Here is a 19,659-nt window from a genome sequence, read left to right on the forward strand (position 1 = left end):
TGGGTCAACGCTTGCAGGGGAGGACTTGATATGTCGGTTTCTATCGAAAAATCCGAAGATGTCTGGACCGTCATTCACGACAGGCCGGATGCGCGGAACGCTGTTGATACGGAACATGCCGAGGCTTTGGCAGAGGCATTTCTGAGTTTTGAGGCCAGTTCGGCCAAGGCTGCGGTGTTTTGGGGCCAGGGTGGCAATTTCTGTGCAGGGTGGGATCTGAAACTTGCCGCATCGCTGGCCGATCCGGAACGGCGTGAGGCTTACTTTGATAAACTTGCTTTTCCTATCGGGTCAGCCCCCTCAACGCTTGGGCCGATGGGACCGTCGCGGCTGGAGCTTTCGAAACCCGTCATTGCTGCGGTTGAAGGCGCGGCAGTGGCCGGAGGAATGGAGCTTGCCTTGTGGTGCGATATCCGGGTGATGGCGGAAACGGCTTACATGGGTGTTTTTTGCCGACGTTGGGGGATTACCCTGATGGATGGTGGCTCGGTCAGGTTGCCGCGTCTGGTGGGGCAGGGCAAGGCGTTGGAAATCGCTCTGACCGGTCGCAAGGTCGAAGCTGAAGAGTGTTACAGGATTGGGTTGGCGGAAAAGGTCGTCCCACAAGGCACAGCACGCAGTGCGGCTGAAGACATGGCTCATGATATCGCCCGTTTCCCGCAAGAGGCCGTTCGGGCAGACCGCCGATCGATCATAGAAACGCGTGGAATGCCGGTACGTGACGCGCTCAAGGTCGAATGGGCCAACGGGTTGGACGCCATTCGCCGTGAAGGTACCGCTGGGGCTGCCCGTTTCCGGGATGGAGCAGGGCGGCACGGCGACTTCTCGAACATCTGAGAACCATAGCCAGATAGCTTGACTCTTGCCGCGTTGCGCGCGACAGACGCCCATGATTTCTGGGACACGGGTAAACACGCAATCCGGGCGGATCACGCGCGCGGAACAAGGGGTAATGGCATGAGTGGCGTACAGATGATTACAGTCGCTGAAGGGGATGGGGACCAGCGCGTGGATCGTTGGCTGCGCCGCCTGTTTCCGCATGTCAGCCAGGGCCGCATTGAAAAGATGTGCCGCAAAGGAGAATTGCGTGTTGACGGAAGCCGCGCCAAGGCCTCGACCCGGTTGGAGGCAGGGCAGGTGGTTCGCGTGCCGCCCCTTCCGGATGCCGATCACAAACCGGCCGAGGTCAAGCATCGTATCTCGGATGCGGATGCCAGGATGATCCAGTCCTGCGTGATCTACCGCGACGATCACATTCTGGCCCTGAACAAGCCGCATGGCCTACCGGTGCAAGGCGGCAGCGGGCAGACCCGGCATGTTGACAGCCTGTCCGAAGCATTGCGGTTCGGCTATGACGAGAACCCTCGGCTGGTCCATAGACTGGATAAGGACACGTCAGGTGTTCTGCTGCTGGCCCGCACGCGGGAGGCCGCCAAGGGTTTGACGGCCGCCTTCCGTCATCGTGATACGCGCAAGATCTACTGGGCGCTGGTTGCCGGTGTTCCGACACCGTACCTGGGTGAGATCAAAACCGGCCTTGTCAAAGCGCCGGGTCATGGCAAGCACGGTGAGGGCGAAAAGATGATCCCCGTGCATATGAACGAAATTGACAGCACTCCGGGCGCGAAACGCGCGCATACGCATTACGCAACCCTCTATCGGGTTGCCAGCCGCGCTGCATGGGTGGCGATGGAGCCGATCACCGGACGGACGCACCAATTGCGGGCTCATATGGCCGCAATCGGGCACCCGATCATCGGCGACGGAAAATACGGCGGTTCGGGTCAGGAAAACCTTGGCGACGGATGGGGCGCGCAACTGGGCGGAGTCATAAGCAAAAAGCTGCATTTGCACGCAAGGCGGCTGTCCTTCCTGCATCCGATGACGCGGAAACCGGTGACGGTGACGGCGCCCCTGCCCGAGCACATGAAACAAAGCTGGGACACGTTCGGATGGAGCGAGGATCTGGCGGCTGACGACCCGTTTGAGAAGCTGCAATGAGCGCACCCTTGCGGCTGGTCCTGTTCGACGTCGATGGTACCCTGGTCGACAGTCAGGGCAGCATTGTTCACTCCATGACCACCAGCTTTCAGGCCGCTTCCGTGCCGGTTCCAACGCGAAAGGCGATCCTGTCCATTGTCGGCTTGTCGCTGCCCCATGCCATCGCCCGGTTGGCGCCGGAACAGCCTCTCTCGGTCCAGAACGATCTGGTCGAAGGGTATAAAGAAGCCTATCACGCCCATCGTCTTGAATTGGGGGCTGCCAGTTCTCCGTTGTACCCCGGTGCGCGCGAGGTGATTGAAGCATTGCATGCCGTGCCCGAAGTGCTGCTTGGCGTGGCAACCGGCAAGTCGCAGCGCGGGTTGGACGCGCTGATCGAAGCCCACGGGCTGGAACCGTATTTCGTGACCCGGCAGGTCGCGGATCACCACCCTTCAAAGCCGCATCCGTCCATGGTGCAGACCGCATTGGCGGAAACCGGGGTCGAACCCGGCTGTGCAGTGATGATCGGCGACACGAGCTTTGACATGGATATGGCCGCGGCTGCCGGTGTTCGCGGCATCGGCGTAACCTGGGGCTATCATCACCGATCGGCTCTGACCGCAGCTTCTTGCATTATCGAAACCTTTGACCAGTTGCCCAATGCGCTGGCTGGGATGTGGGATTGAAAGATGAGTGACTGGAAACCGAAACGCTTCTGGAAGGACAGTGCCGTTGTCGAGGTTGATGGCGGGTTTACCGTCGAACTGGATGGCCGCAGGGTCAAAACACCAGCCAAGGCAGACCTGATCCTGCCAACCCGCCTCATGGCCGAAGCGGTGGCAGGGGAATGGGACGCCCAGGAAAAAGAGGTTGATCCTGCCGCGATGCCTTTCACCCGTTCTGCAAATGCAGCGATTGACAAAGTCCGCATCCAGCACGGCGAAGTTGCCGACATGCTGGCCGATTATGGCGATTCTGATTTGTTGTGCTATCGCGCAACCCACCCGCAGGAGTTGCATGATCGTCAGAGCGCCGAATGGGATCCCGCCCTGGATTGGGCCGAGACCGCACTGTCCGCCCGTCTGGTTCCGGTTGCCGGGGTTCTGCATCAACCGCAGTCGGAATCCGCCCTGGCGACATTGCGATCTCGGGTGCACGGGCTGGATGCGTTCCAACTGGCCGCTTTTCACGATCTGGTCAGCCTGTCGGGGTCATTGATTCTTGGCTTTGCGGCCGCCATGAATTGGCGCAAACCGGACGAGATATGGCGCATTTCAAGATTGGACGAAACCTGGCAGATTGAACAATGGGGCCATGACGAAGAAGCCCATCAGGTTGCCGAGACCAAGAAAGCGGCATTCATGCATGCCAAACGCTTCTTCGACATATCGGTTTGATCCTAAATTCCGGTTTTTTGAGCAAATCTGTAAACAGCTTGGGGCCTGATCCATCGTTTTCGATGATCCGGCCCTTGACGTTTGTTTATGAATACGCCCAAACTCGGTGCCACTAAAGGGGAGACACCTTTGGGGTAACCTATCCGGCATCCACTTGCCGGGCAGAGCCGTCTCGGACGGGGCGGAAAATCAGGAAGAGGTAAAAATGAAAAAATCCGTATTCTTGGGCGCGGCAACGATTGCCGGTCTTGCTGCTGGCGCAGCCATGGCAGGGACCGTTGACGACGTTAAAGCACGCGGCAAGCTGAATTGTGGTGTGACCACCGGTCTGGTTGGTTTTGCTGCGCCCGACGCCAATGGCGAATGGCAGGGCTTTGACGTATCGCTGTGCCGCGCCGTTGCTGCTGCCGTTCTGGGCGACGCCAACGCCGTTGAATTCGTTCCGACCACCGGTAAGACACGTTTTACCGCTCTGGCCTCGGGCGAGATCGACATGCTGGCACGGAACACCACCTGGACCTTCAGCCGCGACGTCGACCTGAAGTTCGAATTCACCGGCGTGAACTATTATGACGGTCAGGGCTTCATGGTTCCCAAGGCACTGGGCGTCAGCTCGGCCAAGGAACTGGATGGCGCCCGTGTCTGCATCCAGACCGGTACCACCACCGAGCTGAACCTGGCCGATTTCTTCCGTGCCAACAACATCAGCTACGAGCCGGTTCCGATCGAAACCAACGCCGAAGCGCAGCAGCAGTACCTGGCTGGTGCATGTGACGTTTACACCACCGACGCATCGGGTCTGGCTGCAACCCGCGCCACCTTCGAAGCGCCGGACGAGCACATCCTGCTGCCCGAAATCATCTCGAAAGAGCCGCTGGGCCCGCTGGTCCGTCATGGCGACCACGAGTGGGGCGACGTCGTGCGCTGGACTCTGAACGCACTGATTTCGGCTGAAGAGCTGGGCGTGACATCGGCAAACATCGACGAACTGAGCGCCGGCACCGACAACCCGGAAATCAACCGCCTGCTGGGTACAGAAGGCACTCTGGGTGAAATGCTGGGTCTGGACGCCGACTGGGCTGCCAAAGCGATCAAAGCTGGCGGCAACTATGGTGAAATCTTCGCCAAGAACATCGGTGAAGAAACACCGATCGGTCTGGCGCGCGGCCTGAACGCACAGTGGACCGAAGGTGGTCTGCTGTACTCGCCGCCGTTCCGTTAAGGCATCAATGGAGGAGGGCGCAGGGCAACCTGCGCCCTCTTCTACAATAAATTGCTGCGGGCAGATGCAGAGCGGGGAAAACCTCGCCGATATTTAACAGCTCGCAAGCCACGGGGATCCCAAAATATGTCGACTATGACTGACCCACCGAAAGCTGATTTTCGGTTGTCTATGCTCATAAACGATACCCGCTATCGCTCTCTTACATTTCAGGTGATTGCGGCCATCGTCATTGCGCTTTCGATCTGGTATCTGGGCAACAACCTGATCCAGAACCTCAGGGCCGCAGGGCTCAATATTTCCTATTCTTTCCTCGGCGATTCCGCCGGGTATGACATCAACCAGCGTCTTGTCGAATATGACAGTCAGTCATCACATGCACGCGCGGCACTTGTCGGTTTGCTGAACACATTGCTCGTGGCCTTTCTGGCCTGTATCACTGCAACTGTTTTCGGTGTGATCGCGGGTGTTCTGAGACTGTCGAACAACTGGCTCGTATCGAAGCTGATGGCAGTATATGTCGAGATCTTCCGGAACATACCGGTGCTGATCTGGATCATCATCATCTTCACGATCATGACGGCCGTGCTGCCGCCGCCAAGCGCGTTCCGTGGGGAAAACCCGACGTCATCGATGCTGTTTGGGTCCTTTGCCTTTACCAACCGGGGCATCTATTTCCCGCGTCCTGAATTCGCCAATGGCCTGTTTGCATCGGCAGCCCTGAACTGGTTGCTGGTCATCGCCGTCCTGATCGGATCGTGGTTCGTCAGCGGCGAAGTCGAAAAGCGCGCAACCAAGAAGCAGGAAGAAACCGGCGAGCGTCCCGCGACGCTGTTGCCGAAACTGGCAATCTGGCTGGTGCCTTTTGTGCTGTTGATGATCATCATGGGCTTGACCTGGGATGTCCCCGAGCTGAAGCGCTTTAACTTCAGCGGCGGACTGAATGCCGGCGGTCCTCTGATTGCACTGTGGTTCGCCCTGTCGATCTATACCGGTGCCTTTATCGCGGAAAACGTGCGTGCGGGTATTCAGGCGATCAGCAAAGGTCAGACCGAGGCTGCCGCCGCACTGGGCCTGCGTCAGGGACGGATTATGAAACTGGTCATCCTGCCCCAAGCATTGCGGGTCATCATCCCGCCGCTGATCTCGCAGTATCTGAACATCACCAAGAACTCGTCTCTTGCGATTGCCGTGGGCTATGCGGATATCACCGCAACACTGGGTGGTATTACCCTGAACCAGACCGGCCGGGCGATTGAATGCGTTCTTCTGCTGATGTTGTTCTACCTCACGGCCTCGCTGCTGATTTCGACCGGGATGAACATCTACAACGCTTCCGTCAAGCTGAAGGAGCGCTGAGCCATGAGTGATCAAGCAACAAACCCGATCGCCTTCGTGGCCGAAGGCACCATCCCGCCCTCACCGCCGCCGGCGAATGAGACCGGCGTCATCAAATGGCTGCGCGAGAATCTGTTTTCCGGGGTCGTCAATTCGATCCTGACAGTTCTGTCGCTGATCCTGATCTACATTCTTCTCAAGAATACCCTGCCATGGATTCTGAACGGAGTGTGGAATGCCAACTCGCTGGCGGAATGCCGCGAAATTCTGGGGGACAAGACCGGAGCCTGTTTCGCGGTTCTGACGGAACGCTGGCCGCAGCTGATCTATGGGTTCAAATACCCCGTCGATGCCTATTGGCGGCCGAACCTGGCCTTTGTGCTGATGCTGGTGGCGATTGCGCCGGTGCTGTTCTTTGACCTGCCCCGCAAGATGCTGTTGTTCACGGCGGTCTATCCCTTCCTGGCTTTCTGGCTGATCTGGGGTGGCACGATCATTGTGCCTCTGGTTGCACTTGTTGGCTGCATAGCCGCCGGTGGTGTCTTCCAGAAGCTGGGCAACAACAGCTTTGCCGCCGGGTTCTTCGGAGCAATCGTGACCGCACTGGTCATCTGGAACGTCGGAGGGGCCCTGATCCCGGAAGGCGCATCAGAAAACGCGTGGCTGTCGGCCGTTCCCAGCCGTGACCTGGGTGGCTTCATGCTGAACATGATGCTGGGCGTGACCTGTGTGTCGCTGTCGGTACCACTCGGGATCGCATTGGCCTTGGGGCGACAGTCGAACATGCCGCTGATCAAGTGGGTCTGTGTCATCTTCATCGAGTTCATCCGCGGCGTGCCTCTGATCACGCTGCTGTTCGTGGCTTCGGTGATGCTGGCCTATTTCTTCCCGCCGGACAGCACGGTCGACCTGTTCCTGCGCGTTGTGATCATGATCACCATGTTCTCGTCCGCCTATATCGCCGAGGTGATCCGCGGCGGTCTGGCAGCACTTCCGCGCGGGCAGTACGAGGCCGCAGACAGTCTTGGGCTGGATTATCCGCAGGCGATGCGGCTTATCATCCTGCCACAGGCGCTGAAGATCTCGATCCCCGGGATCGTGAACGTGGCCGTGGGCCTGTTCAAGGATACGACACTGGTTTCGGTCATTTCGATGTTCGATCTGGTGGGCATGATCCGTGGTCCCATCCTGGCGTCGACCGAATGGAACGGCGTCTACTGGGAGCTTCTGGGCTTTGCCGCGCTTCTGTTCTTCGTCGTCTGTTACGGCATCTCTCAATATTCTCAGTGGCTCGAGCGTCGCCTTGCCACAGATCATCGTTAAGGAGTTCAACACATGTCTGAACTTGCAATCGACCGCGAAATCGACCGCTCCAAGATGCAGGTGAGCGACGAGGTCGCCATCGAAATCAACCAAATGAACAAGTGGTACGGGTCCTTCCACGTGCTGCGCGACATCAATCTGACCGTCAATCAGGGCGAGCGGATCGTGATCGCGGGCCCGTCGGGATCGGGCAAATCCACGCTGATCCGCTGTCTGAACGCGCTGGAGGAACACCAGCAGGGCACGATCGTGGTGGACGGGATCGAGCTGTCGAATGACCTGAAGAACATCGACAAAATCCGGTCCGAGGTTGGGATGGTGTTCCAGCACTTCAACCTGTTCCCGCATCTGACCATTCTGGAAAACTGTACGCTGGCCCCGATCTGGGTGCGCAAGACGCCCAAGAAAGAGGCCGAAGAGCGCGCGATGCACTTCCTGGAAAAGGTGAAAATTCCCGAACAGGCCGACAAGTATCCCGGTCAGCTTTCGGGTGGTCAGCAGCAGCGTGTGGCGATTGCCCGCTCGCTCTGCATGATGCCGCGGATAATGTTGTTCGATGAACCGACATCGGCGCTGGACCCCGAGATGATCAAAGAGGTGCTCGACACCATGATCGAACTGGCCGAGGAAGGCATGACCATGCTGTGCGTGACCCACGAGATGGGTTTTGCCCGTCAGGTCGCCAACCGCGTGATCTTCATGGATGCCGGGCAGATCGTGGAACAGAACGAACCCGAAGAGTTCTTCAACAACCCGCAAAGCGAGCGGACCAAACTGTTCCTGAGCCAGATTCTGGGTCACTGACCCACACAAGGGCGGAAAGAATGAAGGCGGGGTATAGCCCCGCCTTTTTTTATTCGATCAACTCACGCGGGATGGTGAACCCCAGCACTGTCCCGGTTTGCCATCGAACCTCGGCCCAGCTGTTGATGTCGAATGACATGACCGTTGTTGCACAGGTTGGATAATCGAAAAAGCGAGCATGACTTGGCGGTTGTCGCACCAGACGGTTGGCGAAATCGGCGATCCCGGGATTGTGACCCAGTATCAATACAGCCGGTTCCGTAGCGCCCGAAAGCTCTCGCAGCATGACCCTTGAATCAGCGTGGTAGAGGGCGCTGAGAAAACTGATTTTTTTGGCCTGCAAACCCATGCGATCCCATGTCTCGCGGGTGCGGGTTGATGTGGAGCTGAGAACCTCATCCGGTAGCCATCCGTGGTGACGCAACCAAGCAGCGATGGCCGGGGCTGACTTTCGTCCACGCTTGTTCAGCGGGCGGTCATGATCGCCAAGACCCGGGCTATCCCAGCTGGATTTCGCATGACGTGTCAGGATCAGAATTCGGGTCATGACGGATGAAAGGCTTTCATGTGATGGGCCGATTGTTCGGGGTCGCGCCCCGCGCCCGCGCTCAGGGGGCAGGCAAGGCGGGCCAGACATCCACCAGACATGCAGGTCTGACCTTCAGCGGTGCCAAGATGGTCGTGGCATGCAGCGACGTCATAGAAATCCTGCGCGTTCAGCGCGCTGACCGGACAGGTCGTCGTGCAAGGCGCGGCGCAGGTTTCGCAAGGCGACACGCCGGCAGGGGCTGGGATGGCGAACTCTTCGGCAAAATGTAGTGCGCCCCGATAGGAAATCATCATGCCAACGGTATCATGCACCAATGCCCCGACCGGGCTGCTGAACGTCCGTCCAGATTTGAGCGCCCAGTCGATGAATGGCGTGTAAGGGGGGCCGCCAAACGGAAAATACGCCCGGGCGCCGAGCGCCTCAGCCATCTGACTGACCACCCTTTTCGACCATCGGTCAACGGGGTCGGCCTGGTGCCATTCTGGTGAGGCTTTCAGTGCGGGCCAGAAGTCCGGCCCGGCCCCCAACAGGATCAGCGTACCGGTGTCGAGTTCCTTGGCTGCAACGTGGCGAGGATGCAGTGCGCCCATGACCAACAAACCAGTATGACGGGCGGCGTTTTCAACCTGTTCATAAGGCGTCGCGTCACGATCAGAGGAAGGCTGTGCAAGATGTGTCATGTCTCCTCCTCTTGTGCGGGGGTCAGTCCGGGCGTATCAGTGACCCGGCCCCGTGTTCGGTGAACAGCTCCAGCAGCACGGCATTCGGTGCACGCCCGTCCAATATGACAACCGCCCGCACGCCGCTGTGCAGGGCGTCCAGCGCGGTTTCCGTCTTGGGTATCATACCGCCTGCAATGGTGCCTTCGCGGGTCATTTCCCTGATCTGACCGGCCTTGAGTTCGGTCACGACATCACCCGCCGCGTTCTTGACACCGGAAACATCCGTCAGCAGCAACAGACGGTCTGCCTTGAGCGCAGATGCGATTGCCCCGGCTGCCGTGTCACCATTGACGTTGAATGTCTCACCGTCGCGGCCTGCACCAAGCGGCGCAATGACCGGGATTACGTCATGGGAAAACAGATCGTGCAGGATCTTCGGATTCATCTCGGCCGGAGTGCCGACAAAGCCCAGCGACGTATCCGTCTGATCGCAGACCATCAGGCTTGCGTCCTTGCCAGACAGGCCCACGGCCGACCCGCCCTGATCATTGATCGCCTGTACGATGCGTTTGTTCACGAGGCCGGACAGAACCATTTCGACCACTTCAACCGTGGCCTTGTCGGTCACTCGCTTGCCGTTCACGAAATCGGATTGAATGTCCAGCTTGCCCAGCATTGCATTGATCATCGGACCACCGCCGTGGACGACCACCGGGTTCACACCCACCTGGCGCATCAGAACCACGTCCCGGGCAAAGCTTTCCATCGCCTCGTCGCTGCCCATGGCGTGCCCGCCAAGTTTGATGACGACAATGGCTCCATCATAGCGCTGCAAATAGGGCAGGGCGCTGTTGAGTGTGGCTGCGGTGGCGATCCAGTCCCGGTTCATATCTCGTGTCTTCATAGCTAAAGTCCTTCTGGAAAACCGTGTTAGGACCTTTGCCCCACGCTGCCAAGGGCGAAGCTATTCCAGATGCGCAATGATGGACCGCAGGGTCGCGATGCCATCACCCTTTTCGGAAGACGTAAGCACAATCCCCGGAAAAGCTGCGGGATGTTTGGACAACGCAGCCCGGGTTTGTTCCAACACCTTCTCGCGTTCGTTGGCTTTGACCTTGTCTGCCTTGGTCAGTACGCATTGAAACGTCACGGCGCTGGTGTCCAGCAACTTCATGATTTCGTCATCGACCGGTTTTACCCCGTGGCGCGAGTCTATCAGGACAAAGGCACGGCGCAACGTCTGGCGCCCGCTGAGATATTGTTTCAGCAGCTTCTGCCACTTCTCGACCACTTTCACCGGGGCGTTTGCATAGCCATAGCCCGGCAGGTCCACGAGATAGAGTTCCGGGCCTTGGGTGAAAAAGTTGATCTCTTGCGTGCGGCCGGGTGTGTTGGATGCGCGGGCCAGACCCTTCGTGCCGGTCAAGGCATTGATCAGGCTGGACTTGCCCACGTTCGAACGCCCCGCAAAACAGACTTCCAACCGGTCCGGGGCAGGCAGACCGTTCATGGCGACAACGCCTTTGACGAACTCGGACGGGCCTGCAAATAGTTTGCGGCCTCGTTCCAGGGCGAATTCATCCGGGTCTTCGGCCAGGGGGAAGGGAAGCGTGGTCATAGCACCTGCACCTCATCGTTGACGCGGATTTCGCCGCCCTGAAGGACCTCGGCGTAAACGCCGAAATCCTGATGATCCCAGCTGTTCAGGGCGCGCAGCGTGTCTGCGTCCCTCTCACCGGTTTCGGGATTGGCAGTGGTGGCCATACACCGCGTGATCCGTTCGCGTACCCGAAGCACGGCCTCGCCTATGCGCACGTCACGGCCCAGCCAGTCAAACTCATCCCACAACGGCAGACCTTCGAACCAGATATTGCCGCGCCACCGAACAATGGACAGAGTCTGGCCCAGCTTCTGTTCGACTGCGCGATGCGATGCCATGTTGCACAGGCTGATCGACGGAAAGTCGCTGTCCGTCATACCGCGCCCGGGAACCCGAACGATCCGGGCTGATGCAGCGCGATCCGCAGGCATAAGCGGCTTTACCCAGTCCAGAAAGACTTCCTGTTCCGTATCAGGTTCAAAAGTCAATTCCGGTCGCTGCGGGTGGCGCAGTGTAACCCTTTCGCCCTGCAATTCGGCCGAAATGGCCATCAACTGAGGCGCTTTTGAACCGCGGCTGAAATTGAAACAGGGGGCCCATTCAGAACCATCGGTTTTGGCGGCCTCATGAGCGACCGCCCAAACGCGATCCCCGGGCATGGTCTGCCCGGGGATGAGTGTGACTTGGCTCAGGGCTTCACGCCCGTGGCTTTTGATCGGGTGGCGCCAAAGGCCTGAAACCGTTCCGCTCATTTGTTGTCCGTATTTGGCGTCCGCTTGAAACCGGACTTGATGTTTCCGAACACGTCCGGCTTGTAGCCCTGGCTGCGCATGATCAGATATTGCTGTGTGAACGTGATCGTGTTGTTCGCGATCCAGTATACGACCAGGCCACTGGCGAAACCACCCAGCATGAACATGAAGACCCAAGGCATCCAGGCAAAGATCATTGCCTGCGTCGGATCGGTTGGTGCCGGGTTCAGTTTCTGCTGCAACCACATCGAAATACCCAGCAGCAGCGGCAGAATGCCGATGAAGATCAACGCCATCAGGCTGTCAGGCTGCGGGCCGGCCCAAGGCAGCAAGCCAAAGAGATTCATGATCGAAGTCGGATCCGGCGCGCTCAGGTCCTGGAACGGGCCGAACCAAGGGGCCTGACGCAGTTCGATCGTCACGAAAATAACCTTGTACAGCGAGAAGAAGATTGGAATCTGCAACAGAATTGGCAAGCAGCCTGCGGCAGGGTTCACCTTTTCCTTTTTGTACAGCTCCATCATGCCCTGCTGCATCTTCTGACGGTCGTCGCCGGCGGCTTCTTTCAGGGCTTCCATCTGCGGCTGCAATTCCTTCATCTTCGCCATCGAGACGTAGGATTTGAAGGCCAGCGGGAACAGGATGGCCTTGATGATCAGCGTCAGTCCGATGATCGACCAGCCCATGTTTCCGATCAGGGCATTGATGTTGTGCAGCAGCCAGAAGATCGGCTTGGTCAGGAAGTAGAACCACCCCCAGTCGATGCTGTCGATGAACTTCTGAACACCTTCCGCCTGATACTCTCGGATGGTTTCCCATTCCTTGGCGCCGGCGAAAAGCCTGGTTGTGACCTCTTCCGTGGCGCCGGGCGCGACTGTAAGGGTCGGCAGAACCGTTTCCGTCTGGTAAATCTTGCGACGTGAATCGTATTTGGCAGCGGCCTTGAACGCTGAACCCTCGGCCGGGATCAGGGTGGTCATCCAGTAGTGATCCGTGAACCCGACCCAGCCGCCTTCTTTGACCTGATAGACCTCGGCCTGCGCGCGTTCATTGGGGTCGATATCGAAATCGCGCACATCGCCATAGTCGATCTCATCCAGAACGCCGTCAGCCATGACCATGACGCCTTCGTGCAGAATGAAGAAGTTCTTCAGGCCGGGCAGGTCACCGTCTTCGCCCATGCCGTGGCGTGCCAGAATGCCGTAGGGGGCCATGCCGACCTCGGCGTCCGTGGTGTTCTCGACCGACTGGGTGACCGAGAACATGTAGTTTTCATCCACGGCAATGGTGCGGCGGAAGGTGAGGCCGTTTCCATTGTCCCAGGCCAGCGTGATCGGAGTGTCAACACCCAGAGTTTCGCCCTGCTCAAGCGTCCAAAGAGTGTTCGGGCCGGGGACGTCCGTGACCGACAGGCCCGCGCCGGGGGCCCAGCCGTAAAGGGCATAATAGGCCGAGTCACTTCCAACCGGGGACAGAAGTTCGACGATCGGAGAATCCTCGTCCAGTGAAACCTTGTAATCCTTCAGCGACAGCTCATCAATTCGGCCACCGGCAAGCGACAGGCTACCCGTCAGGCGGGGCGTGTCGATGCTGACGCGGGGCGCCTCGGTTTCGGCTTCGGCTTCGGCTTCGGTGGCGGTTGCAGTTGCTTCGCCGACCGTACCGGTGTCGGCGGCGCTGGGCGTCTGAACCTCATTCCCTTCGATGCTGGCGATTTCAGCCTGTTCCGTGGTTGGTGTGGGTTCCGGAGGAGGGAACAGCACGAACCAGACCAGGATCACGAGAAAGCTGAGCGCGGTTGCGAGGATGAGATTCTTGTTCTGATCGTCCATCTGGGACAGCCACCTTGAGCAGTGAAAGACACCCGCAGGGTTCAACAGAGTGCAGGCCCAAAGGTCAAGCGGAATCGCTCGTCATTTCGTCATGGATTGGTCTTCTGTGGTGCAGTTTCCGGTTCTTCAGCCCGTTTGCCGCCCGATTTTGGGCATTCCGTCGATCTTGTTGCGATGAGACGTGATCCAGCCCTCGGTTTTTTCGAAAGGCATGGGCTTGCCGATGCCAAACCCCTGAACATGGTCACATCCCAATTGCGCCATCAAGGCGTGTTCCCCGGGCGTCTCGACCCCTTCAGCAAGCGTTTCCAGATTCAGCCGTTCTGCCATGGTCAGAATTGCGCTGGCCAACTGCTGCTGGCTTGGGTCCTGGTCCGCCTTTGTCACGAAAGAGCGGTCGATTTTGATCCGGGACACGTTGAACCGCTTGATTGACGCGATCGAGGCATGCCCGGTGCCGAAATCGTCCAGATCGATACAGCACCCCATTGCGGCCAAGCCCGTGACATTGCGGGTGATTACGTCATCCGGCCCTCTGGAAAACACGGTCTCCAATACTTCGACCGCCAATCTGTCCGGCGTCAGGTCGAATTGATCCAATTCCCATTTCAGGCGGTCGATCAGTCCCGGGTCGCGCAATTCGTCCGACGAGAAGTTGATGCCGATGCGTGGTACAGTCAAACCGGCGCGATCCCATTCGCGCATTGCGCAAAAGGCGTGATGCCGCATCGCCTGTCCCAGTTTGCCCATCAACTCTGCCTGTTCGGCAAAGGGTAGAAAGACATTGGGGCCCAGCACTCCTTTTTTCGGGTGTTCCCAGCGGGCCAGAGCCTCGAACCCGGACACGCGGCCGGTATCCGTCGAGATCTGCGGTTGAAACCATGGTCGAATCTCACCGCTTTCTAGCGCCGCATCAAATTCCTTGCGCAGATTGGTTCTGACCTGAGCCCGGCGACGTGTTTCTGACGAAAAGGCACGAATCGTTGAGGGCCCGTTTTGCTGTGCTTCTTGCAGCGCGTTGTTTGCAGCATTGTACCAGTCTGTCGCGGTGCCGTCGGGGACATTGCTGCTGAGGCAGAAACCGATGGAGCAGGACATGTAAACTCCGGTTCCGTTCAGCATTATGGGGTCTTCGACTGCGGATTGCATTCGTCCCGACATCTTAATGCAGGTTTCCAGATCAAGCTGTTGCGCCGGGTGCAGAACAACCATCATCTTGTTTCCATCGATTCGGGTTGCGGAATCATTGGCGCGGATCATGGATATGACACGAGAGCAGAATTGCTGTGCCACATGGTTCGCTGCTGCTTGGCCATGCAGATCGAGCATTTGCAGATAGTCGTCCAGGATCACAGCGAAACAGGCTGATGTTTCACCCCTGCGACGGCTATCCGAGAGCACCTCTGCCAGAACGGTTTCGAACCGGTCATTCGGCAGCAGACCGCCCTGTTGCCGTTTCCTGTTTGCCGGGTTGGGGGTCATTGCCTCTATGCCGGCAATCATCAGGGGCAAACCCAGGGCCACTGCGATCAACGCGGGTTCACCGCCAAGCCAGAACGCCCCCAGGCTTGTTGCCGGAACAAAGGCAAGAACGGCTGGGCCGTATGCCACGTTTCTCAAAGCTTCAATAATACGGTCGACGAAAGGATGATTCCGCATCGGGTCCTGACCTTGGGCATGAATTGTATGCCGAGCCTAGGAAACCAGTCTGAGTCAGTCGTTAACGCAGCAGCGGTATTTCTTCCAAATTTTCCGTTTTTTCGCCAGAGTTTACGGAAAGGTTAATAAAATCAAAGAGTTTCGCATCCAGAAGGTGCGACGGGCGCGCATTTGTTAACGCGCGGAACATAACCTGACGCCGACCTGGGCTGTTCTTTTCCCACTGATCGAGAATCTGTTTGACCTGCTGCCGTTGCAGCCCGTCCTGACTGCCGCACAAATCGCAGGGGATGATCGGATATTGCATTGCCTTGGCAAATTTCTCGCAATCAGCTTCGGCGACGTGGGCAAGTGGGCGGAAGACAAAAAGATCGCCCTCTTCATTCACCAGTTTCGGTGGCATGGTGGCCAGACGGCCTCCGTGGAAGAGGTTCATGAAAAACGTCTCGAGAATATCGTCGCGGTGATGACCCAGCACGACGGCGGAACAGCCTTCTTCCCGGGCAATGCGATACAGGTTGCCGCGGCGCAGCCGCGAACACAGGGCGCAATAGGTTCGGCCCTGCGGAACCTTGTCCATCACTACAGAATAAGTGTCCTGATACTCGATCCTGTGTGGCACACCCATGCGGTCCAGAAACTCTGGCAGGACCGTGGCCGGAAATCCGGGTTGCCCCTGATCCAGATTGCAAGCCAGAAGATCGACAGGCAGCAATCCGCGCCATTTGAGTTCGTAGAGGACGGCCAGCAGCGTATAACTGTCCTTGCCGCCCGAAAGGCAGACAAGCCAGCGTGGCGGTTTGCCGTCCTTGTCGTGGGCGGACGGGTCCACCATCCCGTATTGCTCGATCGCTTCGCGGGTCTGGCGCACGATGCGTTTGCGCAGTTTCTTGAACTCGGTGGTCGAGGGCGCGCCGGCAAAGAGCGGGTGGATATCATCTGCATCATCAAACATGCGCAGCCCCTACAGCAGATGGCGCAACCGGGCAAGTGGCGGGTCAGCCAAGCCGCGCCAGCAGGGCGTCGGTATCCAACCCGGCCACCGAACCGGGAATGCGGCCGCCATCGCCGGAAAGACGTGTGGCAACAAAGCCGTCAGCCACAGCGCCCGGCGCGTGACGCAGCAGTTGCGAGGCCGTCAGCAGCAGTGCCGTGCGTTCAGCGTACCAGCGCGCTTCGGCCTCGGGCGGCAGACCGGGCCAGCGGCTGCGATGCGCGGTCAGAGCTGTGTCATACCTTCTGTCCGTGCCTCTCACCGTATCCAACTCGGCCCCCAGAACCTCGGCAGCCAGCGGCTCACGGGCCAGAGTGCGCAGGATATCGAGGCAGATCACATTGCCTGACCCCTCCCAGATGCTGTTCAGGGGCGCTTCACGATAGATCAGGGGCAAGGGCGTGTCTTCGACGTACCCCATGCCGCCCAGCACTTCCATCGCTTCGACGACGACGACCGGGCAGCGCTTGTTGTTCAGGAACTTGGCCAATGCGACGCTGATCCGGGCAAAGGCCTTGTCTTCGGGTGTCTGGCCGTCAAATGCCTGCGCCACACGCATTCCCAGAGTCACTGCGCCTTCCCAGTCCAGAACAAGGTCGGACAGGACCGCTCGCATCAGCGGTTGATCGATCAATCGGCGCTGAAATGCGTTGCGATGGGTCACCCAATGATGTGCTTCGCTGAGCGCGGCACGCATCAGCCCGGCCGGCGCCATGGCGGTATCGAGCCGCGTGTGATGCACCATTTCCAGTATGGTGCGCACGCCCGCGCCTTCTTCGCCCAACTGATAGGCCAGCGCGTCATGATACTCGATTTCCGAGGATGCGTTGGATTTGTTGCCCAGCTTGTCTTTCAGGCGCATCAGGTGGATCGCATTGCGCTCGCCCTCCAGCCAGCGGGGCACCAGAAAGCAGGTCAACCCACCGGGCGCCTGCGCCAGTGTCAGGAACCCATCCGACATTGGCGCGGAACAGAACCACTTGTGCCCGCGCAGGCGCCAGTGATCCCCGTCGCGTGCGGCAACGGTCGTGTTGGCACGTATGTCCGAGCCGCCCTGTTTCTCGGTCATGGCCATCCCCAGCGTCGCGCTGGTCTTTTGACCGATCGGTTCCTCCGAAGGATCATAGTGCCGGGCCATGAGTTTTGGCTGCCAGAGTGAGGCAATGTGTTCATTGGCGGCCAGTGCAGGGATTGCTGCATAGGTCATGGTCATCGGACAGCAATGCCCGGGTTCGACCTGCCCGGCCAAGTAAACCATCGCCGCATGGGTCGCATGTCCGCCGGGCTGTCCATCCCAGGCCAGTGCGGCATAGCCGGCCGATTGGCTGATCTGCATCATCTGATGATAGGCCGGATGAAACCGCACCTCGTCCAGACGTCTGCCACCCGGGTCGAACAGACGCAACTCTGGCGGATGCCGGTTGGCGTCCCGTCCCAGCTCCCGGGTTTCTTCGGTTCCGAGCGTCTTGCCATATGCCACCAGTTCCATAGCGCGCGCGCCCGCTGTTCTTGCTGCGTCTTGCAGGACCGGATCGGACAGCCAAAGATCGGTGTCGCCGCGCACGGGCGGTTGGTTCAGGACATCGTGGGTCGGCAGGGTGTCACGCGCTGGGGATTTCATCATGACCTCGGGTTGGACTGGTCCAACTGTTCAGGCGCTGCGTATACCGGTCAAGTCTGACGGGGGGTCAGGACGAAGGGTCGTTATGCTTGTCATCGGGCACCGGATCATATCCGTCGCCGCCCCAAGGGTGGCAACGGCAGATCCGATGAGCAGCCAGGTAGGAGCCTTTGACTGCACCGTGTTTCTCCAGCGCCTCAAGCGCATAGGCGGAACACGTGGGTTGGTAGCGACAGTTGAAACCGACCCATGGGCTGAAGATCAGCCGATACGCCCGAACAGGCAGGGCGACGATATGGGACAGGAAGGTCATTTTTCGGCCGCATGCACCTTGCGGAGCGCATAGCGCAGGTCGTCCAACAGTGCGTCATAGGGGCGGTTGGCGGTGACTTCGGCACGGCCGATCAACACGTAATCCCACCCGTCGCGGCCGGCTTCGGGCAACACGGCCCGTGCGGCTTCGCGCAGACGGCGCTTTGCGCGGTTGCGGGCCACGGCATTGCCCACTTTCTTCGAGCAGGTGAATCCCACGCGAACCCCGTTGCCCTCGCCGGGGGCACGCTTGCGGGCCTGTACCATCATCGAGGACGTGCCTTGTCGGCGGGCACGCGCGGCTTTCAGAAAGTCGGATCGTTTCCTGAGAACGGTCAGGGGGGCAGGCGCACAAACGGACGCCGCCGGGGGCGTATTCCCGGGGTGGTTCCTACCAACCTCAGGGGCCTCCGGCGGCGTCATGTTCATAACCTGATCGGTGAGCGGTTTACGCGCTCAGCGATTTGCGGCCGCGTGCGCGACGTGCATTCAGGATCTTGCGGCCGGCCTTTGTGGCCATGCGCGCGCGGAAACCGTGGCGGCGTTTGCGAACCAGGTTCGAAGGCTGATAGGTGCGTTTCATCGCTCCGTCTCCAATCTATGCGGTCGGGTGCGGCGCGGATTCGCCTGCCCGTGGTGTTCGAAGCCCGTCCTCTACTGCCAAGCGGTGAGTAAGTCAAACCCCAACAGCCAGGTTTTCGCGGCTTTTGCAACAATTCTGTAACCGGCAACGGCAAAAGGTTTCAAAATGCCCGTTTATCACCGAAATCCCTCACATTCGGTGCCACAAAGATCAAGGCCCCGTGATCCCCCTGTTGCTGGCCCGCCAAGCAGCGCATCTTGGGCACAAGATGAAGCAGAATGAACCAGAAAACCTGATGTCCGACACAAGCCATGCGCCGCGCAACGGTTTCGCGCGCCACATTCCGCTACTTATAATCCTGAGCGTTGCCGTTGTCGGCTTTTTCACACTTGGGGATTACCTGACTTTCGAGACCTTGCGGGACAATCGCGATGCGCTTCTGGCGTGGCGGGACGGTCACTATTGGATCATGGCTGCCGCTTTTGTGGCCATTTACATCGCCATAGTGGCCTTTTCCCTGCCGGGTGCTGCGGTGGCTTCGATGACGGGCGGCTTTCTTTTCGGTCTTTTTGCGGGAACCGTTTTCAATGTCGTGTCTGCCACCATCGGCGCGTCGGCGATCTTTCTGGCGGCGCGCTGGGGCTTGGGCGAAGCCCTGACGTCGCGGCTGGAATCTTCAGAGGGGACGGTCAAGAGGCTGAAAGACGGTCTGCGGGAAAACGAAATCTCGGTGTTGTTTCTGCTGCGTCTGGTGCCGGTCGTGCCGTTCTTTGTTGCCAATCTCGTGCCGGCTTTGGTCGGTGTAAAGTTCCGTAATTTCCTTTTGACGACCGCGCTGGGCATCATCCCCGGAGGTATCGTGTACACGTGGATCGGAGTCGGTTTGGGTGGTGTGTTCGACCGCGGGGAAACGCCTGATGTTTCATTGCTGTGGGAACCGTTCGTGATCGGGCCGATTATCGGGTTGTGTGTATTGGCCGCCTTGCCCATCGTTTTCAAAGCACTGCGCGCGAAAAGGGGCACCTGA

Annotated in this window: 21 protein-coding genes; 9 read left to right on the top strand and 12 right to left on the bottom strand. The window is 59.0% G+C overall.

Annotated elements, in window-relative coordinates:
• Positions 1 to 30: 30 nt before the first annotated feature.
• The 8 genes from AC2FFD_RS00500 to AC2FFD_RS00535 all read left to right on the top strand — a co-directional run bounded on the left by AC2FFD_RS00500 (position 31) and on the right by AC2FFD_RS00535 (position 8,067).
• Entirely contained in the window at positions 31 to 837 is an 807-nt protein-coding gene (locus AC2FFD_RS00500; protein WP_496871387.1) for a crotonase/enoyl-CoA hydratase family protein, read from the top strand.
• 120 nt (positions 838 to 957) lie between these two features.
• Positions 958 to 2,001 (top strand): RluA family pseudouridine synthase, encoded by a 1,044-nt coding sequence (locus tag AC2FFD_RS00505; protein ID WP_425078892.1) that lies wholly within the window; start codon positions 958 to 960, stop codon positions 1,999 to 2,001.
• Positions 1,998 to 2,669 (top strand): HAD-IA family hydrolase, encoded by a 672-nt coding sequence (locus AC2FFD_RS00510; RefSeq protein ID WP_496871388.1) that lies wholly within the window; start codon positions 1,998 to 2,000, stop codon positions 2,667 to 2,669. The genes AC2FFD_RS00505 and AC2FFD_RS00510 overlap by 4 nt, the downstream gene beginning before the upstream one ends.
• Before the next feature lie 3 nt (positions 2,670 to 2,672).
• Entirely contained in the window at positions 2,673 to 3,380 is a 708-nt protein-coding gene (locus AC2FFD_RS00515; protein WP_496871390.1) for an ATP12 family chaperone protein, read from the top strand.
• A gap of 205 nt (positions 3,381 to 3,585) precedes the next feature.
• Positions 3,586 to 4,602: an amino acid ABC transporter substrate-binding protein gene (locus AC2FFD_RS00520; protein WP_170346448.1), complete on the top strand. Its 1,017-nt coding sequence runs from the start codon at positions 3,586 to 3,588 to the stop codon at positions 4,600 to 4,602.
• Between the two features lie 126 nt (positions 4,603 to 4,728).
• Positions 4,729 to 5,961, top strand: coding sequence for an amino acid ABC transporter permease (locus tag AC2FFD_RS00525; RefSeq protein ID WP_257599999.1), 1,233 nt, complete (start codon positions 4,729 to 4,731; stop codon positions 5,959 to 5,961).
• A 3-nt stretch (positions 5,962 to 5,964) separates the two neighbouring features.
• Complete coding sequence (locus AC2FFD_RS00530; RefSeq protein WP_496871392.1) at positions 5,965 to 7,263, top strand: amino acid ABC transporter permease; 1,299 nt, start codon at positions 5,965 to 5,967, stop codon at positions 7,261 to 7,263.
• Between the two features lie 12 nt (positions 7,264 to 7,275).
• The gene (locus AC2FFD_RS00535; protein WP_170346451.1) at positions 7,276 to 8,067 is read left to right on the top strand and encodes an amino acid ABC transporter ATP-binding protein; all 792 of its coding nucleotides are present in this window, start codon (positions 7,276 to 7,278) and stop codon (positions 8,065 to 8,067) included.
• A 49-nt stretch (positions 8,068 to 8,116) separates the two neighbouring features.
• Here the strand turns inward: AC2FFD_RS00535 and AC2FFD_RS00540 are convergent, their stop codons facing one another.
• The 12 genes from AC2FFD_RS00540 to rpmH all read right to left on the bottom strand — a co-directional run bounded on the left by AC2FFD_RS00540 (position 8,117) and on the right by rpmH (position 18,632).
• Entirely contained in the window at positions 8,117 to 8,614 is a 498-nt protein-coding gene (locus AC2FFD_RS00540) for a SixA phosphatase family protein (protein ID WP_496871395.1), read from the bottom strand.
• Positions 8,611 to 9,297 carry a ferredoxin gene (locus AC2FFD_RS00545; protein ID WP_496871396.1) on the bottom strand — a complete coding sequence of 229 codons (687 nt, stop codon included), beginning with the start codon at positions 9,295 to 9,297 and terminating at the stop codon, positions 8,611 to 8,613. The genes AC2FFD_RS00540 and AC2FFD_RS00545 overlap by 4 nt, the downstream gene beginning before the upstream one ends.
• 22 nt (positions 9,298 to 9,319) lie before the next feature.
• Complete coding sequence (gene argB / locus AC2FFD_RS00550) at positions 9,320 to 10,183, bottom strand: acetylglutamate kinase (RefSeq protein WP_496871397.1); 864 nt, start codon at positions 10,181 to 10,183, stop codon at positions 9,320 to 9,322.
• Between the two features lie 60 nt (positions 10,184 to 10,243).
• Complete coding sequence (gene yihA, locus AC2FFD_RS00555; RefSeq protein WP_480485690.1) at positions 10,244 to 10,897, bottom strand: ribosome biogenesis GTP-binding protein YihA/YsxC; 654 nt, start codon at positions 10,895 to 10,897, stop codon at positions 10,244 to 10,246.
• Positions 10,894 to 11,631, bottom strand: a complete 738-nt coding sequence (locus tag AC2FFD_RS00560) for an MOSC domain-containing protein (RefSeq protein WP_480485688.1) — start codon at positions 11,629 to 11,631, stop codon at positions 10,894 to 10,896. The genes yihA and AC2FFD_RS00560 overlap by 4 nt, the downstream gene beginning before the upstream one ends.
• Positions 11,628 to 13,463 (bottom strand): membrane protein insertase YidC, encoded by a 1,836-nt coding sequence (yidC, locus tag AC2FFD_RS00565; protein WP_480485686.1) that lies wholly within the window; start codon positions 13,461 to 13,463, stop codon positions 11,628 to 11,630. Before yidC ends, AC2FFD_RS00560 begins: the two co-directional genes overlap by 4 nt.
• Before the next feature lie 126 nt (positions 13,464 to 13,589).
• Positions 13,590 to 15,122 carry a putative bifunctional diguanylate cyclase/phosphodiesterase gene (locus AC2FFD_RS00570; protein ID WP_496871400.1) on the bottom strand — a complete coding sequence of 511 codons (1,533 nt, stop codon included), beginning with the start codon at positions 15,120 to 15,122 and terminating at the stop codon, positions 13,590 to 13,592.
• 61 nt (positions 15,123 to 15,183) lie between these two features.
• Positions 15,184 to 16,077 carry a tRNA 2-thiocytidine(32) synthetase TtcA gene (gene ttcA / locus AC2FFD_RS00575; protein ID WP_480683615.1) on the bottom strand — a complete coding sequence of 298 codons (894 nt, stop codon included), beginning with the start codon at positions 16,075 to 16,077 and terminating at the stop codon, positions 15,184 to 15,186.
• Positions 16,078 to 16,120: 43 nt separating this feature from the next.
• Positions 16,121 to 17,740 (bottom strand): acyl-CoA dehydrogenase family protein, encoded by a 1,620-nt coding sequence (locus tag AC2FFD_RS00580; RefSeq protein WP_496871403.1) that lies wholly within the window; start codon positions 17,738 to 17,740, stop codon positions 16,121 to 16,123.
• 64 nt (positions 17,741 to 17,804) lie between these two features.
• Positions 17,805 to 18,050: a membrane protein insertion efficiency factor YidD gene (gene yidD / locus AC2FFD_RS00585; RefSeq protein ID WP_152456928.1), complete on the bottom strand. Its 246-nt coding sequence runs from the start codon at positions 18,048 to 18,050 to the stop codon at positions 17,805 to 17,807.
• Positions 18,047 to 18,472 carry a ribonuclease P protein component gene (gene rnpA / locus AC2FFD_RS00590; protein ID WP_425078881.1) on the bottom strand — a complete coding sequence of 142 codons (426 nt, stop codon included), beginning with the start codon at positions 18,470 to 18,472 and terminating at the stop codon, positions 18,047 to 18,049. The genes yidD and rnpA overlap by 4 nt, the downstream gene beginning before the upstream one ends.
• 25 nt (positions 18,473 to 18,497) lie before the next feature.
• Positions 18,498 to 18,632: a 50S ribosomal protein L34 gene (gene rpmH / locus AC2FFD_RS00595; RefSeq protein ID WP_005980833.1), complete on the bottom strand. Its 135-nt coding sequence runs from the start codon at positions 18,630 to 18,632 to the stop codon at positions 18,498 to 18,500.
• Positions 18,633 to 18,900: 268 nt separating this feature from the next.
• Here rpmH and AC2FFD_RS00600 point away from each other — a divergent pair, with 268 nt between their 5' ends.
• Positions 18,901 to 19,659, top strand: coding sequence for a TVP38/TMEM64 family protein (locus tag AC2FFD_RS00600; RefSeq protein ID WP_496871409.1), 759 nt, complete (start codon positions 18,901 to 18,903; stop codon positions 19,657 to 19,659).

The sequence above is a fragment of the Ruegeria sp. YTSC002 genome, assembly GCF_059609845.1.

Coding starts and splice junctions, on each gene's coding strand:
- AC2FFD_RS00500 (WP_496871387.1), top strand. CDS start 31: ATGTCGGTTTCTATCGAAAAATCCGAAGATGTCTGGACCGTCATTCAC.
- AC2FFD_RS00505 (WP_425078892.1), top strand. CDS start 958: ATGAGTGGCGTACAGATGATTACAGTCGCTGAAGGGGATGGGGACCAG.
- AC2FFD_RS00510 (WP_496871388.1), top strand. CDS start 1,998: ATGAGCGCACCCTTGCGGCTGGTCCTGTTCGACGTCGATGGTACCCTG.
- AC2FFD_RS00515 (WP_496871390.1), top strand. CDS start 2,673: ATGAGTGACTGGAAACCGAAACGCTTCTGGAAGGACAGTGCCGTTGTC.
- AC2FFD_RS00520 (WP_170346448.1), top strand. CDS start 3,586: ATGAAAAAATCCGTATTCTTGGGCGCGGCAACGATTGCCGGTCTTGCT.
- AC2FFD_RS00525 (WP_257599999.1), top strand. CDS start 4,729: ATGTCGACTATGACTGACCCACCGAAAGCTGATTTTCGGTTGTCTATG.
- AC2FFD_RS00530 (WP_496871392.1), top strand. CDS start 5,965: ATGAGTGATCAAGCAACAAACCCGATCGCCTTCGTGGCCGAAGGCACC.
- AC2FFD_RS00535 (WP_170346451.1), top strand. CDS start 7,276: ATGTCTGAACTTGCAATCGACCGCGAAATCGACCGCTCCAAGATGCAG.
- AC2FFD_RS00540 (WP_496871395.1), bottom strand. CDS start 8,614: ATGACCCGAATTCTGATCCTGACACGTCATGCGAAATCCAGCTGGGAT.
- AC2FFD_RS00545 (WP_496871396.1), bottom strand. CDS start 9,297: ATGACACATCTTGCACAGCCTTCCTCTGATCGTGACGCGACGCCTTAT.
- argB (WP_496871397.1), bottom strand. CDS start 10,183: ATGAAGACACGAGATATGAACCGGGACTGGATCGCCACCGCAGCCACA.
- yihA (WP_480485690.1), bottom strand. CDS start 10,897: ATGACCACGCTTCCCTTCCCCCTGGCCGAAGACCCGGATGAATTCGCC.
- AC2FFD_RS00560 (WP_480485688.1), bottom strand. CDS start 11,631: ATGAGCGGAACGGTTTCAGGCCTTTGGCGCCACCCGATCAAAAGCCAC.
- yidC (WP_480485686.1), bottom strand. CDS start 13,463: ATGGACGATCAGAACAAGAATCTCATCCTCGCAACCGCGCTCAGCTTT.
- AC2FFD_RS00570 (WP_496871400.1), bottom strand. CDS start 15,122: ATGCGGAATCATCCTTTCGTCGACCGTATTATTGAAGCTTTGAGAAAC.
- ttcA (WP_480683615.1), bottom strand. CDS start 16,077: ATGTTTGATGATGCAGATGATATCCACCCGCTCTTTGCCGGCGCGCCC.
- AC2FFD_RS00580 (WP_496871403.1), bottom strand. CDS start 17,740: ATGATGAAATCCCCAGCGCGTGACACCCTGCCGACCCACGATGTCCTG.
- yidD (WP_152456928.1), bottom strand. CDS start 18,050: ATGACCTTCCTGTCCCATATCGTCGCCCTGCCTGTTCGGGCGTATCGG.
- rnpA (WP_425078881.1), bottom strand. CDS start 18,472: ATGACGCCGCCGGAGGCCCCTGAGGTTGGTAGGAACCACCCCGGGAAT.
- rpmH (WP_005980833.1), bottom strand. CDS start 18,632: ATGAAACGCACCTATCAGCCTTCGAACCTGGTTCGCAAACGCCGCCAC.
- AC2FFD_RS00600 (WP_496871409.1), top strand. CDS start 18,901: ATGAAGCAGAATGAACCAGAAAACCTGATGTCCGACACAAGCCATGCG.